A 16629-nucleotide genomic window follows, 5' to 3' on the forward strand; every position below is an offset into this window, starting at 1 on the left:
GAAGGCGAAGGCGAAGGCGAAGGCGAAGGCGAAGGCGAAGGCGAAGGCGAAGGCGAAGGCGAAGGCGAAGGAGAAGGAGAAGGAGAAGGCGAAGGCGAAGGCGAAGGCGAAGGCGAAGGAAGCCTGGCCGAACTGTTGCTCGAGAATTTCACTAGTGCCGACACCAATGGTGACGGATTGATTTCGCGAGCAGAGTCTTCGGCGCTGTTCCCCGAACTGACAGAGGCCGATTTTGACGATCTGGATAGCAACGGAGACGGATTTCTCTCCCGTGCGGAACTGAACGGAACAACGGGCGGTTGTGCCTGCCCGAGTCCGGATGAAGCGAAGGATTTCGGGCCGATTGGCCTGGTGATGACCTTGCTGGGACTTTTCGAGTCCGTGACGCGGATTCCGGGACAACTATTGCAATACATCTACGGGCTGATGCATCGAGAACCCGATCAGGAATAGTGATTCCTGGAAAGCTTGAAGAGGCGAGCGGAACCGGCAGGTTGTCGGTTCCGCTCTTGTTTCAAGTGGAGCGGGTGACTTTCTGTGAGTAAGGTGTGAAAGTCGATGATGCGTGCCATTTTGTCCGAAATTTATACTACTGCAAGCTTGACATATATGAATCTTTATTCTAGTGTAAAGAGTTAATACCGGCGGCGAAGCCGCATATCGGATCCAGCGACCGAATTGCTGGCGGGGCCTCAGTGCAGCAACGGGCGCCCCGTGAACCAGACATCGAGTCCAACCAAGGCAGGAGCATAGAATGGGAACGCTATCGGGAATCAATCAGTTCGTCTGGAAGGGCGTAGTGCGGGGCGCCATCGTCGTGGCGGGCACTTGCCTTGGCGTCGTGTCGGCCTGGGCCAATGAGACCCCCCCGGTAATCGATCAGGGTGACTCCCCCCTTCTCGTCACGATGGACGAGGACGGCGCACCGACGGCATTTGTGGCCCCGACGCTCAGCGCGGTTGATCCCCAAGCCGATCCCATCATCTGGACGGTGAGCGTGCCCGCGACCCATGGCACGGCGTCGGTGGGCGGGGTGGGTCCGTCTCCGCTCTCGTTCTCCTATGTGCCCGACTCGAATTACAACGGCGCGGACAGTTTCACCGTGCAGGCTTCCGACGGCACCCATTCCGATACGATTGTAATTGAAGTGACGATCAACGCGGTGAATGACGCGCCCGAGTTCGTGGGACAACTCGAATTCGCGGGAAAATGGGGCAGCACGGGGTCAGCCGACGGCCAGCTCTCCAATCCGCGCCTGATCGCGCTGGACAGCGCGGGCAACGTGTACGTTCCCGATGCGCAGAATCACCGGATACAGGTGTTTGATGCGGACGGGACCTTCCTCCGGAAGTGGGGTACTTCGGGCACGGGTGACGGGCAGCTCAATCAGCCTTCGGGCGTCGCGGTGGACGCGTCCGACAACGTGTACGTGGCGGACTATCAAAACCACCGGATCCAGAAGTTCACTTCCGGCGGAAGTTACCTGCTCCAGTGGGGCTCCCTGGGTTCGGCAGACGGACAGTTGAGCAGCCCAATCGGCATCGCCGTTGGCCCCTCGGGGCAAGTGTACGTTGCCGACAGTGGGAACGACCGAATCCAGGAGTTTGATGCCAGCGGGAACTTCGTAAGGAAATGGGGGGCCGACGGCACTGCCGATGGCGAGTTCCAAACTATTTTTGGAATTGCCGTCGATTCCCTGGGGAACGTGTACGTGCCCGATATTAGTCGTAGCGACCTGCAGGTCTTTGATGCGAACGGAACTTTTCTGCGCAAGTGGGGCCAGTCGGGTTCGGGTGACGGTGATTTTTCCGCCCCGTGGGGTGTCGCGGCGGACTCGGATGACCGAATTTATGTCGCGGAGTCTGGAAACAGGCGCGTGCAAATTTTCGAGTCGGACGGGACCTTCGTCCAGAAATTTGGGAGCTCCGGCAGCGGCGACGGGCAATTCACTACCCCTTTTGCCATCGCTGTTGCATCGACGGGCCGGATCTATGTTGGCGATCACAGCGGCAATCGCATTCAATATTTCGATACCTCGACTATCGGCGCGTCTGTCGCGGTATCCATGTCGGAGGACGGGAACCCGACGCCGTTTGCCTTGACCCTCAACGCGCTGGATGTCGATGCCGATACAATCACCTGGGCGATATCGAGCGACGCCACGAATGGCGTCGCGGCGGTATCCGGCACGGGCACGGAGAAGACAGTCGCCTACACGCCCATTGGCAATTTCAACGGCGTGGACAGTTTTGATGTGCAAATCAGCGATGGCCTGCTCACGGATACGGTTACGGTAAACGTAACCGTCGATCCGCAACAGGATCCGGTCGTCATTGACCAGGGCGCCGGCCCGCTGACGGTGACGATGGACGAGGACGGTGTGCCAACCGCCTTTGTCGCGCCCACGGTGTCGGCGACGGATGTCGACACGGTTGACACGCTGACGTGGTCCGTCAGTTCCCCCGCGTCCCACGGCACGGCGACGGTGAGCGGCACGGGCGTTTCACCTTCCACATTTACCTACGCGCCCGATGCGAACTTCAACGGCTCGGATGCGTTTACGGTTGAAGTGAGCGACGGCACGGATGCGGACACCATAGTTGTTGAAGTGACGATCGGCCCGGAAAACGACGCGCCGGAATTTCTGGGCGCCATCGGCTTCGATATCCGCTGGGGCGCGCCAGGTACTGGAAACGGCGAGTTGAACGAGCCAGCCCAACTCGCGGTGGACGCCTCGAACAACGTCTATGTCGCCGACTCGGCCAACCATCGCGTGGTGGTCTTCGACGCGAATGGGAATTTCTTGCGCACCTGGGGTTCCGTCGGCACGGCCGATGGACAGTTCACGAACCCAATGGGTATTGATGTGGACGCCGCCGGTTACGTCTACGTGGCGGAGAACTCGGGCAACCGCGTGCAGAAGTTCGACGCGAACGGCAATTTCGTTCTCAAGTTCGGCGAAGTGGGCACGGATCCGGATCAATTTCAGGGGCCGAGCGATATCGCGGTGGGTGCTTCGGGCCATATCTATGTGGCGGATATCAGTTACAGCCGAATTCAGAAATTCGACGCCACGGGCGCGCACGTGACCACCTGGGGCACCTTTGGAACGGGCGATGGCGAATTGCAGAACCCGAGCGCGATCACGCTGGACGGTGCCGAGAATGTGTATGTCACGGACCGATTGAACCACCGCGTCCAGGTATTCACGTCAACGGGCACTTTCGTGCGGGCTTTCGGCTCGAACGGAACGTTGAACGGTCAGTTCAGTTCGCCCTACGGAATCGATTTCGGTCCGGACGGGTTTCTCTATGTGTCGGACAGCAACAACCGTCGGGTGCAGGTGTTCACCACCACCGGCGAATTCGTGAGCACCTTCGGTTCTCAGGGTACCGCGGACGGCCAGTTCAGCTATCCCTTCGGCATCGCCGTTGGCGGTAACGGAACGATCTTCATCGCCGATCTCGTCGGCGCCATGATCCACCGCTTCTCGCGCGCGGACGCATCGACTGTTAGCGTGACCATGGATGAAGACGGCACGCCGACGCCCTTCAGCCTCACCTTGAACGGTGTGGACGTGGATGCCGACACGATAAACTGGAGCATCGGCACCCAGGCGACTCACGGCGAAGCGTCCGTCAGCGGCACGGGCGCCAGCCAGCCGGTAAGCTATACGCCGGACGCGGACTACAACGGTTCGGATAGCTTCGTGGTGTCCATTTCCGACGGTAATGGCGGTACGGATACGCTTACGGTCAACGTGACGGTCACTCCGCAACAGGACACACCGGTTATTTCCCCAGACCCGGTCAATGTGACGATGGACGAAGACGGTTCGCCGATGGCCTGGGCACCTCCCGCGGTGTCGGCGATGGACGCGGACGGCGACGAAATCACCTGGACGCTGGACTTCGATCCCCAGTACGGCACGGCGACGGTAAGCGGCACGGGGGCTTCCCCCGAAGTGCTGGACTATGTACCGGATTCGGATTCCGCTGGAACGGATATTTTCGGTATTCGCGCTTCCGACGGCAACGGCAACCACGACACGGTCTACGTGGTGGTCACCGTCACCCCGCAGAACGACGCGCCGGTCATCGATCAGGGCGACGGCCCGCTGACGGTAACGATGGACGAGGAAGGCACGCCCACGGCGTGGGCCGCCCCGACTCTGAGCGCTGCGGATATCGACGGCCCCACCAACTCGCCGGGAAGCAATGAGCAGGGCGATCCCACGCCCCAGGATCCGGTCGGCGATGAGCTTTCCTGGTCGGTGTTGACCCAGGCCTCCCATGGCACGGCGACCGTGTCGGGCGACGGGGCTTCACCGCTGACCTTCGACTATGTACCCGAGGGCAATTTCTTTGGTTCGGACAGTTTCGTGGTGCAGGTGTCGGACGGCAACGGCGGCACGGACACGATCCAGATTGACGTGACGGTAAACAATACCCACGACGCGCCGGTGATCGAACAGGCGGATCCGCTGGCGGTGACGATGGACGAAGACGGCGCGCCTATTGCGTGGGACGCCCCCACGGTGATGGCCCAGAATCCGGACAGCGTGGCGCTCTCGTGGTCCGTGCTGACCCCGGCGACGAATGGCGTGGCGACGGTATCCGGCGGCGTCTTGTCTCCGTCGGTGTTCGACTATGCGCCGAATGCCAACTTTAACGGTTCCGACAGCTTTGTCATCCAGGTGTCGGACGGCGATGGTGGCACGGACGAGATCACGGTGAACGTGACGATCAATCCGGTGAATGACGCGCCCGCCATCACGCAGACGGGGCCGATCACGGTGACCATGGACGAAGACGGCACGCCGGTGGCCTTTGTGGCGCCGGCGGTCGACGCGACCGATGCGGACGGCGACCCGATCACCTGGAGCCTCGCGGTTTCCGCTTCGAACGGCGTTGCCACGGCCGACGGTGAGGGCGCGAGTCCGACGGAGTTGACCTACACACCCGCCGCGAACTTCAACGGTTCGGACAGCTTCACGCTGGAAGCGAGCGACGGCGAGGCGTCGTCGCAGATCGCGGTGCAGGTCACGGTGACCGCGCACAATGACGGGCCGGTTCTGGCCCTGAACTCGGGCGTGACCGTGGACGAAGGCGGCGTGGCCACGCTGGACGCGGGCATGCTCGAAACGAGTGACGTGGACGACGGGGCTTCGGATCTGACCTACACGGTCACAGCGGCTCCGGCCAACGGCGTTCTGGCGTTGATCTCGGAGCCTGAAACCTCGGTGACCACCTTCACCCAGGCGGATTTGAACGCCGCCCAGTTGATCTACACGCACAATGGCGGTGAGACCACGTCCGACAGCTTTGCGTTCAGCGCGGCGGACGGTGGAGAGGATGGCGCGGTGCCGGTGTCGGGTGTTTTCGAGATATCCGTAACGCCCGTCAACGACGCGCCGGTGCTCGACGCCATAGGCGACCGTGAAGTGGCCGAAGGGGCCACCATCACGTTCGGCGTGTCCGCAAGCGATCCCGAAGGCGACACACTGACCTTTGACGCGGCGGCGTTGCCCTCGGGCGCGAGCTTCGATCAGGAAACCGCGACCTTCACATGGACTCCGGCCTTCGACCAGTCCGGCGTTTACGCGGGCGTGCTGTTCCGTGTGACGGACGATGGCGAGGGACCGTTGACCGATACCGAGACCATCAGCATCACCGTGGGCGATGTAAACCGCCCGCCGGCGCTGGACGAATTGTCGAATCAGGAAGTGCCGGAGGGCGCCACGCTGGCGTTCACGGTGTCGGCAATCGATCCCGACGGGGACGGGCTGAGCTTCGGCGCGGCCAATCTGCCCGAGGGCGCCAGCTTCGACCCGGAAACCGCAACCTTTACCTGGACACCGGGCTTTGAAGATGCGGGAGTCTATGCCGACGTGATCTTCACGGTGACGGACGACGGCGCGCCGGCCGAGGGGGATTCTCAGAGCATCACGATCACCGTGGGTGACGTGAACCGCATGCCCGAGCTCGCCGCGATTGGCAACCGCCAGGTGGACGAGGGGGGCGCATTGACCTTCCTGGTGACGGCGAGCGACGCGGATGGCGACACTCTGGTGTTCGGCGCGGAGAACCTGCCGGATGGCGCAACGTTCGATACGGAGACCCAGACATTCCAGTGGAATCCGGCCTTCAGCGACGGCGGAAGCCATGAAGTCACCTTCACCGTGACGGATGATGGTGAACCCGCGCGGGGGGATAGCGAAACCATCACGATCACCGTGGGCGACGTAAACCGCGCGCCGGCGTTGAATCCCGTGGGCAATCGCGAGGTCACCGAGGGTGACGCGCTCCAGATCGTCTTGACGGGTAGCGACCCGGATGGCGATACACTCGCCTTCGGCGTGGAGCATCTGCCCGAGGGCGCCCAGTTTGATTCCGAAACCAGGACACTGAATTGGGCGACTGTGACCGGTGATGCCGGAACGTACACGGTGACATTTGTACTCACGGACTCGGGGACACCACCCTTGTCCGACGACGAAGCCATCACCGTAACCGTGGTGGCTGGCGCCGGTGAAGGTGAGGGTGAAGGCGAAGGTGAAGGCGAAGGTGAAGGTGAAGGTGAAGGCGAAGGTGAAGGCGAAGGCGAAGGTGAAGGTGAAGGTGAAGGTGAAGGTGAAGGTGAAGGCGAAGGCGAAGGCGAAGGCGAAGGCGAAGGCGAAGGCGAAGGCGAAGGCGAAGGCGAAGGAAACCTGGCGACTTCGCTGCTGGAAAATTTCATGCGTGCCGACGCGAACAACGACGGTCTGATATCACGGGAAGAGTCCGCGCTGCTCTTTCCAGAACTTACCACAAGCCAGTTCGACGCGCTCGATTTGGACGGCGATGGCTTTCTGTCGCGCAATGAAATCCGCCAGTCGCAACCGGGCGGCTGCTATGGACCTGGTGCGCAGGCGGAACTGTTCATCGCGGCGTTGGGCGTTTTCCTGCTCAATTGTTTCGAGACCCTATTGAGGTTGCCCGGTCAGATCCTGGAGGTCCTCTACGGTGGCGCCACGAGGAACGAGTGATGGGCTTCCCCCGGTCGGGGTCTGCTCCACGTACTAGCTGAATACCAATGAGCCGGGAACCGCACCGGAGGTGCGGTTCCCGGCTTCCGTATGCTCGGGTGCGGCGCCATTGCACGTCCGTAAAATTGTCTCACCCGAGGGCTTCGTCGCCGCCTTGCCACGGGCAGGGGTTTGTCAGGATTCTGTCAACAATCTTCCGTCAAAAATTCTTCGTTTTTTACTGGACATTTTAAATTCGCGTGGTATACTTCTTTTGCTGCAGCAAGGCGCAGTAGTTGGGCGAGCAGCGTTCGCCAAACAAACCTGGTGGACAACACCTACAAGGAGGTAGACGTTATGGCTGTATACGGAATACCTGACAATCCCTCGTTGACCACGCATTCGTGGGTCCGTGCCTGGTGGCTTCATTCCCTCTGGGGATACAAGGTGCTGGACGTGCGGCGCAATCCGAAAGAAGGCTGGTTTGGCCGTCTGACCTACGAAGAGACCATACGCCTGGTGCCGAACCAAAAGGTGCACTGAGCCGAAGTAAACCTGGGAGGAGGGCCGCCTGAGGGTGGTCCGAAAAAGAAATCGGCGCCGATGCGTGGGAGCACCGGCGCCTCAGGCACCTCGGGGCAATAATCTTAGAAACCCAAATCGTCCAGCGCTTTTTCCTGCCGCTGGCTCTGCTCCGCCGCCGCACTCCGCGCGCCCGTGCGTCCGCGCGTTCCCGCCGCCGCTGCACCCGCATTGCTGTTGCTGTTCAGTTGTTCCTGCATGGCGATGCCGGTCATGGCCTCGCCCAGGGGCCCGCCCCCGCCTACGGGCGCCATACCACCGGAGCGCGGCGCCTGCGCGGGCATGGCCGCCGCCACCGGTCCTTCCAGCGGATGGCTGATCGCCCCATTCTGATTGTTATAGTTGAAGGGCTGGCCGCTTTCGGTCCGGGGCATCACGGGCAAATCGCCGCTCTGGGCCAGGGCATCCAGCGTCGGGGGATAGAGGCCGGTTCGGGTGCCGTAGGAATTGATGGCCGTCTTGATTTTTTCCATCATGAGGTAATCCGCCGCGGTGGGGCCCGCATCGGTCTCCAGCACCCGGCCAATAACCGGGTTGTAGCCAAAGGCTCCGCCGTCGCCGCGGGGTGGTATGGCGTCGATAAAATTGGGTACGAGCAGATCGAGGGACGCGGGGTAGCTTCCCTTCTCCGCCTGGTAGAGGTCCACGGCCCGTTGCAGGTTCATCTGGCCGGTGTCGGTCTTGACGTTGGAGAGGGTCTGCTGAGCGGCGGTGGCCTGTTTGGCCTGGAGATCGGCCTGTATCGCGGTGGTGGTCAGCATTTCGACCATGCAACCGGGAAGAAAGAGGGCCGGGAGAAGAAATCGACAATATCGCATGGTTTGAAACCTCCTTATGGGGATTATTATAGCACAGGCGAGCCATTGACAATGGACAATTGACAATGGACGACGGGGAGAAGAGGGAGATGGAGGAGCGGTCGTCTTGTCCATTTTCTGCCGTCCCTGAGGTGGATTTCCGCTACTCGGTTACCCGTCGGCGGGTGCGGGGATACATGGCGGCCACGTCTTTGGGATAGAGCTTGCGCACGTGGTGGTACAGAAAAAGAGTGAGGAGACGCCGGGTCGCCGGGGTCATATTGGTGAAGCGCACGCCATAGCGGAGGGCGGCGGGGGCCTGCAGCTCGGTCTCCTCGTGGGCGTAGCAGATTCGCCCTTCCACGACCTGGGGGCCGTGTTCCCGGTCGAGGGCGAAGGTCATCTCCAGGGGAGTGCGCACCGGCAGCACGGGGTGGGCCCGAAGCAGGGCGCCTTCGGCGCTGAGATCCTCCATGACGGCGGAGTAGCGTTCGGGGGAATTGGGCGTGCGAAACACGACATTGATATCGGTGGGCACGCGCCAGGAAGTGCGGTGGGTGCGCTGATCCGCGCTCTCGCTTCGTTCCAGGATGATGCCGGATTCGGGGCGGTCCGCGTAGCGCAACACCTGCACGTTATAGGCGATAAAGCCGGTGTCGCTGTGAAACTCGAAACGCCCTCCCATGCCGGCCAGGGGATAGCAGACCCCCGGGAAGGTGGTCCAGATCTGGTTGCGTTCCAGCCCGAGGATTTCCACGAGAAATCGGTTGTCCATGAGGCAGAGGAACCCCGTGTTACCGCATCGGAGGGGGCTGGGAGGGGCGGTCACGCGATCAGGGCTCCTTCAGTGGGTGGTTGGTGTTGTTCTTGTAGCATATTCGGGGAAGCGTCGCAACCTGGGGTTGCGGGATGGGTCTTATGGGTCTTATGGGTCTTATGGGTCTTATGGGTCTTATGGGTCTTATGGGTCTTGGGGGTCTTGGGGGTCTTGGGGGTCTTGGGGGTCTTGGGGGTCTTGGGGGTCTTGGGGGCGTATGGGGTGGCGGGCTGAGATTTTCGCACCGACCCATAGGAGCCGTTAGTCCCGGGCGAGGGCTTCCCTGATCCGCTGGTGCATGAGTTGGGCCATGATCGTGTCTACCCCCAGGGGCTCGGTGACGCGAAAATAGACCTCGGGATAGTGCGGGGCCAGTTCAGCAACCATACGGGGGATGTCGCTGGTGCTGTGGCGTCCGGGCGCCAGGAAATAGGGATGGACCACGATGGAGGTGGCGCCCCGGGCCACGCAGCGGGCCGTGGCATCCTCCAGGGTAGGCTCGGCCAGCTCCATGTGGGCGGCTTCCACGATCTCGGCGCCGGTGACATTTCGGTACATGGCGACCACGTCATCCAGCATGGCATTGGCGGCGGCGAGACGCGAGCCGTGGTCGATGACGATAACGGCGGTGCCGGGGGGGAGGGTTTGCATGGAGGCCTTTCGCAACCTTGATTACGGGGTGGAATTGTTGAATACTCAATGGCCGGACCGGCCGCGGGCGACAGGGTAATCGCGCGGGTCGTCCAGTGTAGCAGATCATTCAGTTATCCCGCAGTTTCGAGGCACCCATGTGCAGGAGCTGCCCTTCAGCCTTGAGGATTGCATCATGGAAATCAATCGTAGAGTTTTTCTGGCCGGGGCCGCCGCGGCCACGGCGAGCCTGAGCCTGGGCGCCCGCGCACAGGATGCACCGAAAACCTTTCGCGCCTGCATCATCGGCGACAGCAAGCAGGGGGGCTATGGCCACGACATGCACCTGGCTTTCGATCTGAATCCGCGCGTGCAGGTGGTGGGTCTGGCGGACCCCGACGACGACGGCAGGGCCAAGTACGGTGCGGAGTGCAAGGCCACGACCCTCTATGCGGACTATAAGGAAATGCTGGAGAAGGAGAAGCCGGATCTGGTGGCGGTGGGGCCGCGCTGGACGATCCATCACAAGGAATATATTGACGCCTGCGTGGCGGTCGGCGCCCATGGCTTTCTGGAAAAGCCCCTCTGCGTGGATATGGCCGAGGCCGACGCCATGGTGGCGGCGGTGGAGTCGAAGAACCTGAAGTGGGCCGTGGCCTACAATTTCCGCCAGACCGCGACGCTGGCGCACGTAAAGAAGTGCATCGTCGATGACAAGCTGATCGGCACGGTAGTGGAAGCGCGGAGTCGGGGCAAAGAAGACGGGCGCGCGGGTTCGGAGGATATGGTGGTGCTCGGCACCCACCTTTTTGACCTCATGCGCTATCTGATGGGCGATGCGAGCTGGTGCCAGGCCGATATCACCCACAACGGAGCGGCGGCGACTCCGGCGAATGTTCGGGAAGCCTCCGAGCCCCTTGGGCCGGTGGTGGGCAATCGTATCCATGCCACTTTCGGCTTTGCCAAGGGCACGGCGGGGCATTTCAGTTCGATGTTTACCAAAGAGGGTTCCGGGGGGCGTTGGGGCGTGGACATCTACGGGACCAAAGGCGTCATTTCCATCAAGATGGACACCTTCAGCCGCCAGCCCCAGCCCGAAGCCAAGCCGTCGCGCGAGGAGATCCTGAATTCCATCGTGCCGGAGGTGCTTTGGCTCGACGACTCCGGCTGGATTCCGCGCACGGCGGCGGATGGGACGGTTATCAGCAACTGGAAGCCGTTGCCCGATGCGCCGGTCATCGCGATATCGGATCAGAAGCGTGATCGGCACGCGCCCATCGTAACCGACCTGATTGCGGCGATTGACGAAGATCGGCTTCCCGCGACGTCGCTGCAGGACAGCGCGAAAGCCCAGGAGATGGTCCAGGCGGTGTTTGAGGCCCATGTTCAGGGGAAGCGCGTGGCGATTCCGCTGGAAAGGCGAGAACACCCCCTTAAAGGTTGGAGTTGAACGGGGCCGGGGGCTCCAATTCGGCATTTGCATTGCGTTTGCCGGTCGCGTTACCATCGTAATCCAGTGAAGTACCTCGGGAATTCCACGGTTCCAGGCGAGCCGTGCGATAGTCATCGTCGTGAAAAATCAATTGTAGTAATGGCCGTTTCGGGTGCCCGCCCGGCGGCCATGGATAAGATCGGAGCCGTATCGATGTTGAAGTTGAATGCGAAGACCGGCGCTGGCCGGGTGCTTGCCTGTGGTTCGTTCGTGGCCGCCGTCGTGCTGGGCAATGTCCTTTCCAACCCGGTTCAGGCCGAGGGCGTGTCGTTTAAGGACACGATTCTCCCGATTGTGAAGGATCGTTGCATTTCCTGCCATGGTCCCCAGAAGTCCAAAGGCGAGTTGCGACTGGACACGCTGGAAGCGTTTAAGGCCGGCGGTGAAAATGGCCCTATCATCGTGGCGGGCAAGCCGGAAGAGAGTTCGTTTTACAAGCTCACCATCCTGCCGAAGGACGATCCGGATATCATGCCGGGCAAGGGCGATCCCCTGACCGAAGAGCAGACCAAGGCGATTGCCGCCTGGATTACCGAAGGCGCGAACTTCGGCGATTGGAAGGGTGAGGAGGCTGCTCCCGCGGCTCAGGCGTCCGCACAGCCTCAAAACTAAGGTGCACAACTGGACGCCTTCCGGCGCGATCACGCCGGAGACGCCCCAAATGAATCGGAGCAGGAAAATGATTGGCTTGAGAAGCATGAGCATTATGGGCCGGAAGCTGGCCTACGGTTCCGTCGTGGCCGGTCTTGTTCTGGGCGCGTCGCCCCGAGCCGGCGCGGAGGGGGTGTCGTTCAATGATACGATCTGGCCGATCCTTCAGGAACGGTGTATCTCTTGCCACGGCGGAGACAAAGACAAAGGCGGCCTGAAGCTGGATTCGCTTGAGTCCTTCACGAAAGGGGGCGAAAACGGCCCGATTTTCGTGGCGGGCAAGCCCGAAGAGAGCGCCCTGTATAAACTCACGATCCTGCCCAAGGACGATCCGGACATCATGCCGGCCAAGGGTGATCCGCTGACGGAGGAACAGACGAAAGCGATCCACACCTGGATCACCGAAGGCGCAAACTTCGGTGACTGGAAGGGTGGCGCGGCGCCCGCCGATCAGGCCGCCGCTCCGGTGGACGTGCTGGAGGTGCTCGCGCAGAATACGGCGCCCGCCGATCCCGCCCAGCTCGAAGCGGTGACGGCCCTCGGCGGTCTGGCCATGCCGCTGGACATGAAAACGCCGTTGGTTCGCGTGGACTATCATCTCGTCGGCGACGCCATCGGCGACGAGCAACTCGCGACGCTTACGCCGCTGTGCAACCAGTTGACCTGGCTGAATCTGGCCGGCACGAAGATCACGGATGCCGGTCTGGCGACCGTGGCCGGCCTTTCCAAGGTCACGCGGCTTCACTTGGAGCGCACGGGTATCACGGACGCCGGTCTGGCCCATCTGGCCGGTCTGACGAATCTGGAGTACCTCAATCTCTACGGTACCCAGGTGACGGACGCCGGTCTGGCCCAGCTTGCCCCGCTGACCAACTTGAAGAAGATCTTCCTGTGGCAGACGGGTGTGACGGCGGCCGGCGCGGATACGCTGAAGGCCGCGCTTCCGAACCTGAAGGTCGATCTGGGCATTGACCCGGCGGCTGTCCCCGCGACGGCGGTGGCGAAGGTCATGCCGAAGGAGTTGTTCACGGCGGATAGCTGCTGCGCCAAGTCCGCATCGGAAAACAAAGTTTGCGACCACCCCTGCTGCGACGAGGCCCGGAAGGCCAATACCGTGTGCACGAAGTGCAACGCCGGCGCGGAAGCGCTGCTGGCGATCGTGACCAAGTTCGACGCCGACGGCTGCTGCTTGAAGGCTTTCGACGGCGGCAAGTTGTGCGACCATCCCTGTTGCGCGGAAGCGTGGGCGGCCAAGACCGCGTGCGCAAAGTGCAACCCGAAGGGCGCCGCGGCCACAACACCCGCTCCCGTGGCGTTGAAGTTCAAGGATGGCAGTTGCTGTGCGACGGCCCAGGCCGCGAACAAAGAATGCGATCATCCCTGCTGCGTGGAAGCCCGCACGGCGGGTGCGGTCTGCAAGAAATGCAATCCGGACGTAGCCTGATAACATGAGTTCGGGTGCTGCTGCTCCGGCCGGGTTCCGGTGGGGGCGGCAGCACTCTTTTTTTGGGCGGCAGCCCGCCCGTTGAAGTCTGGTTTTCGCACCCGAAGCCGGGGCGGAGGAGAATGGCAGTATGATTTTGCGCGGTACACTTGCGCTGTGTGTCCTGACGGTCGGTTGCGCCGCGTTTGCGGCGGAGGTGGCGCCCACTACTGAGCCGATCAGCTTCAACCGGCATATTTGCCCCATACTCTCCGACAAGTGCTTTGCGTGCCACGGGCCGGACGCCCATGCGCGCAAAGGGGATCTGCGGCTGGATCAGCCCCTGCCGGAGGCGTCGGCCCAGACCGTGCTGGCCCCCGGCCATCCCGAGGCGAGCGCGCTGGTGAAGCGAATTTTGAGCGCCGACCCGGACGAACAGATGCCCCCGCCCGATCAGGATAGACAGCTCACGCAGGGGCAGAAGGACCTGCTGGCGGCGTGGGTGGCTCAGGGCGCGCCCTTTGAGGCCCACTGGTCCTACATTCCCCCCGTACCCGCCCCGTTGGACCCGGCGGCGAGCCCCATCGATACATTTGTCGGTCGCAAGCTCGAACGCGAGGGGGTGTCGCCCATGCCCGAGGCCGATAAGGTCACGCTGGTGCGCCGCCTGTACTGGGACCTGCTCGGTATTCCTCCGAAGCCCGAAGTGGTTCAGGCTTACGTGGAGAGCACCGATCCGGGCGCCTACGGCGCGCTGGTGGATTCGCTTCTCGCATCGCCCCACTACGGCGAGCGCATGGCCATGGAATGGCTGGATGTGGTGCGCTACGCGGATTCGAACGGCTACCACAGTGACGAGTTCCGCAGCATATCGCCCTATCGCGACTACGTCATCAAGGCCTTCAATGACAACATGCCCTTCGATCAGTTCACCCGCGAGCAATTGGCGGGCGATCTGCTCCCCGATGCGACCCGCGAACAGAAAGTGGCCTCGGGGTACAACCGGCTCAACCAGATCACGGCCGAGGGCGGTGCGCAGGCGAAGGAGTATCTGGCCAAGTATGCCGCCGATCGCGTGCGGACGACGGCAACGGCCTGGCTCGGCACGACCATGGCCTGCGCGGAATGCCACGACCATAAATACGACCCGATATCAACGCGGGAATTTTATCAGTTTGAGGCCTTCTTCGCGGATATCGATGAGCAGGGCGTGTATGGTTCCGGCGGTATCTGGGAACCGCGGATGTACCTGCCCACGCCCGAGCAGGAAGCCCGGGAAGCGGCCTTGCTTGCCGAGATCCAGACCGTGCGGCAGACGCTGGCGTCCGAAACGCCGGCGTTGAAGGACGCCCGAAGGGCCTGGGAGGGCGCCCTCTCCGCACAGCGCGAAGGCTCCGTCCAGCCGTGGGTACGGCCCGAGCCGCTGTCGGTGACCGCCCAGGGCGAAACGACCTTTTTGACCATGCCCGACCGGCGCATACTGGCCTCGGGACCGGAGCGGGAAAAAGATGAGTACACGATACAGTTGCCGGGCCACGGCGCTCCGGTGTCCGCCCTGCTCCTGGAAGTGCTGGACGATATCCTGCTCGGCGGTGTATCCCGCGGCGGCGGGAATTTCCTGTTGACCAACGTCACGGCGGCCTGGCGCGGACCCGGCCTGGCCGAGAGCATTCCGCTGCCCTTCGCATCGGTCGCGGCGGATTACGAGCAGGAGGGATTTCCCGTCACCAACGTGCTGGATGATGACGTGAAGAGCGGCTGGGCCGCCGATTCCCACAAGCACCGGGGGAATCATGCGATTGTTTTGCGCCTTGCCCAGCCCGTCACGCTGGAGAAAGGCGGGGTGCTGGAAGTGCGCCTCTACTTCAATTCCTCCTTTGCCGGCCACCAGATTGACAGTTTCCGGCTTGGCCTTACCGACGATACCCTCGCGGGCCGCACGCCCTGGCCCGTACTTCCCCCGGCGGTGAAGGCCGCGCTGTCCACCGAATTGATGGCGCGCACGGCCGAGCATGATCAGGCCCTGGCAAGTTATTTCCTGGCCACGACCCCCGTGCTGGACGGTGAGCGGACCGCGCTCGCGAAGGCGGAGGGTGAGCTGAACGCGCTGCGCGGTACGATGGCCACCACCCTGATCTCGCAGGCCCGACCCGAGCCGCGCACCATTCGGGTGCTGCCTCGGGGCAACTGGCTCGACGAAACGGGCGAGATCGTGGAGCCCGCCACGCCCGCGGCCTTCCCCGCCCTCGGTGTGACTGGTCGCCGGGCCAACCGTCTGGATCTGGCCAATTGGCTGGTCAGTCGCGACAACCCTCTTACCGCGCGGGTGACCATGAACCGGCTTTGGAAACGATTCTATGGCACGGGTATCTCCAAGATAGTGAACGACCTGGGCGCCCAGGGCGAGTGGCCCACCCACCCCGAATTGTTGGACTGGCTCGCCGTGGAGTTCATGAACAGCGGCTGGGATCTGAAACACATGATCCGGTTGATGGTCACGTCCGAGACCTACCGCCGAACGAGCGAGGCGATTCCGGAACTGCGAAACCGGGATCCGTACAACCGCCTGCTGGCCCGGCAGAGCCGCTACCGGATCGACGCGGAAATGGTTCGGGACGGCGCGCTGGAAATGAGCGGCCTGCTTACACCCACGATCGGCGGCCGTTCCGTGTTTCCCTATCAGCCGGAGGGCTACTATGCGAATTGCAACACCTTCGGCGGCGTGCTGGCCTACGATACGGAGAAGGACGAGAATCAGTATCGTCGCGGGCTGTACAGCTTCTGGAAGCGGACCTTTCTTCACCCCAGCCTGCTGGCCTTTGACGCGCCCACGCGCGAGGAGTGTACGGCGGAGCGCCCTGTTTCGAATACGCCCCTGCAGGCCCTGGTGCTGCTGAACGACCCCACGTATGTAGAGGCCGCGCGCGTCTTTGCCCAGCGCATTATGGCGGAGGGCGGCGAGGAGAGCGACGGCCGAATCAATCTTGCCTTCGCCTATGCGCTTTCCCGCGCGCCCCGACCGGAGGAACTGGCCCTGCTGCGCGATCTGTACCACCAGCATCTTGTGGAGTACACCAACGACCCGGCCTCGGCCGAGGCCCTGCTGAAGACGGGCCTCGCGCCGGTACCCGCCGGACAGAATCCCGTGGATCTGGCGGCCTGGACCTCGGTGGCCCGCGTCATCCTTAATCTGCACGAAACCATTACCCGAAGCTGATATCCGGACAGGTG

At 62.5% G+C, this 16629-nt stretch carries 10 protein-coding genes; 7 read left to right on the forward strand and 3 right to left on the reverse strand.

The genetic code is table 11. The features are described 5' to 3' along the window. The 3 genes from JNK74_22225 to JNK74_22235 all read left to right on the forward strand — a co-directional run. Window positions 1–453 (forward strand): hypothetical protein (locus JNK74_22225; GenBank protein ID MBL7648902.1); only part of this gene is annotated, 453 nt, incomplete at its 5' end. A gap of 301 nt (window positions 454–754) precedes the next feature. Next, entirely contained in the window at window positions 755–7027 is a 6273-nt protein-coding gene (locus tag JNK74_22230) for a tandem-95 repeat protein (GenBank protein MBL7648903.1), read from the forward strand. A 336-nt stretch (window positions 7028–7363) separates the two neighbouring features. Continuing rightward, complete coding sequence (locus JNK74_22235; protein ID MBL7648904.1) at window positions 7364–7549, forward strand: hypothetical protein; 186 nt, start codon at window positions 7364–7366, stop codon at window positions 7547–7549. A 104-nt stretch (window positions 7550–7653) separates the two neighbouring features. Here JNK74_22235 and JNK74_22240 read toward each other — a convergent pair whose 3' ends face one another. The 3 genes from JNK74_22240 to JNK74_22250 all read right to left on the reverse strand — a co-directional run bounded on the left by JNK74_22240 (window position 7654) and on the right by JNK74_22250 (window position 9853). Then, window positions 7654–8406 (reverse strand): hypothetical protein, encoded by a 753-nt coding sequence (locus JNK74_22240; GenBank protein ID MBL7648905.1) that lies wholly within the window; start codon window positions 8404–8406, stop codon window positions 7654–7656. A gap of 142 nt (window positions 8407–8548) precedes the next feature. Further along, window positions 8549–9214 (reverse strand): PilZ domain-containing protein, encoded by a 666-nt coding sequence (locus JNK74_22245; protein MBL7648906.1) that lies wholly within the window; start codon window positions 9212–9214, stop codon window positions 8549–8551. Window positions 9215–9463: 249 nt separating this feature from the next. After that, complete coding sequence (locus JNK74_22250) at window positions 9464–9853, reverse strand: cobalamin biosynthesis protein CbiX (GenBank protein ID MBL7648907.1); 390 nt, start codon at window positions 9851–9853, stop codon at window positions 9464–9466. Between the two features lie 175 nt (window positions 9854–10028). On the opposite strand from JNK74_22250, the gene JNK74_22255 reads away from it, so the two are divergent. From JNK74_22255 to JNK74_22270, 4 genes are all read left to right on the forward strand, one after another. Further along, entirely contained in the window at window positions 10029–11282 is a 1254-nt protein-coding gene (locus JNK74_22255; protein MBL7648908.1) for a Gfo/Idh/MocA family oxidoreductase, read from the forward strand. Window positions 11283–11477: 195 nt separating this feature from the next. After that, window positions 11478–11936, forward strand: coding sequence for a hypothetical protein (locus tag JNK74_22260; protein ID MBL7648909.1), 459 nt, complete (start codon window positions 11478–11480; stop codon window positions 11934–11936). Window positions 11937–12003: 67 nt separating this feature from the next. Beyond that, on the forward strand, window positions 12004–13419 hold the full coding sequence (locus tag JNK74_22265) for a hypothetical protein (GenBank protein MBL7648910.1): 1416 nt from the start codon (window positions 12004–12006) through the stop codon (window positions 13417–13419). A gap of 130 nt (window positions 13420–13549) precedes the next feature. After that, window positions 13550–16615, forward strand: coding sequence for a DUF1553 domain-containing protein (locus JNK74_22270; GenBank protein MBL7648911.1), 3066 nt, complete (start codon window positions 13550–13552; stop codon window positions 16613–16615). The last annotated feature ends 14 nt before the right edge of the window (window positions 16616–16629 follow it).

The organism is Candidatus Hydrogenedentota bacterium, from assembly GCA_016791475.1.
Taxonomy (GTDB): Bacteria; Hydrogenedentota; Hydrogenedentia; order Hydrogenedentales; family JAEUWI01; genus JAEUWI01.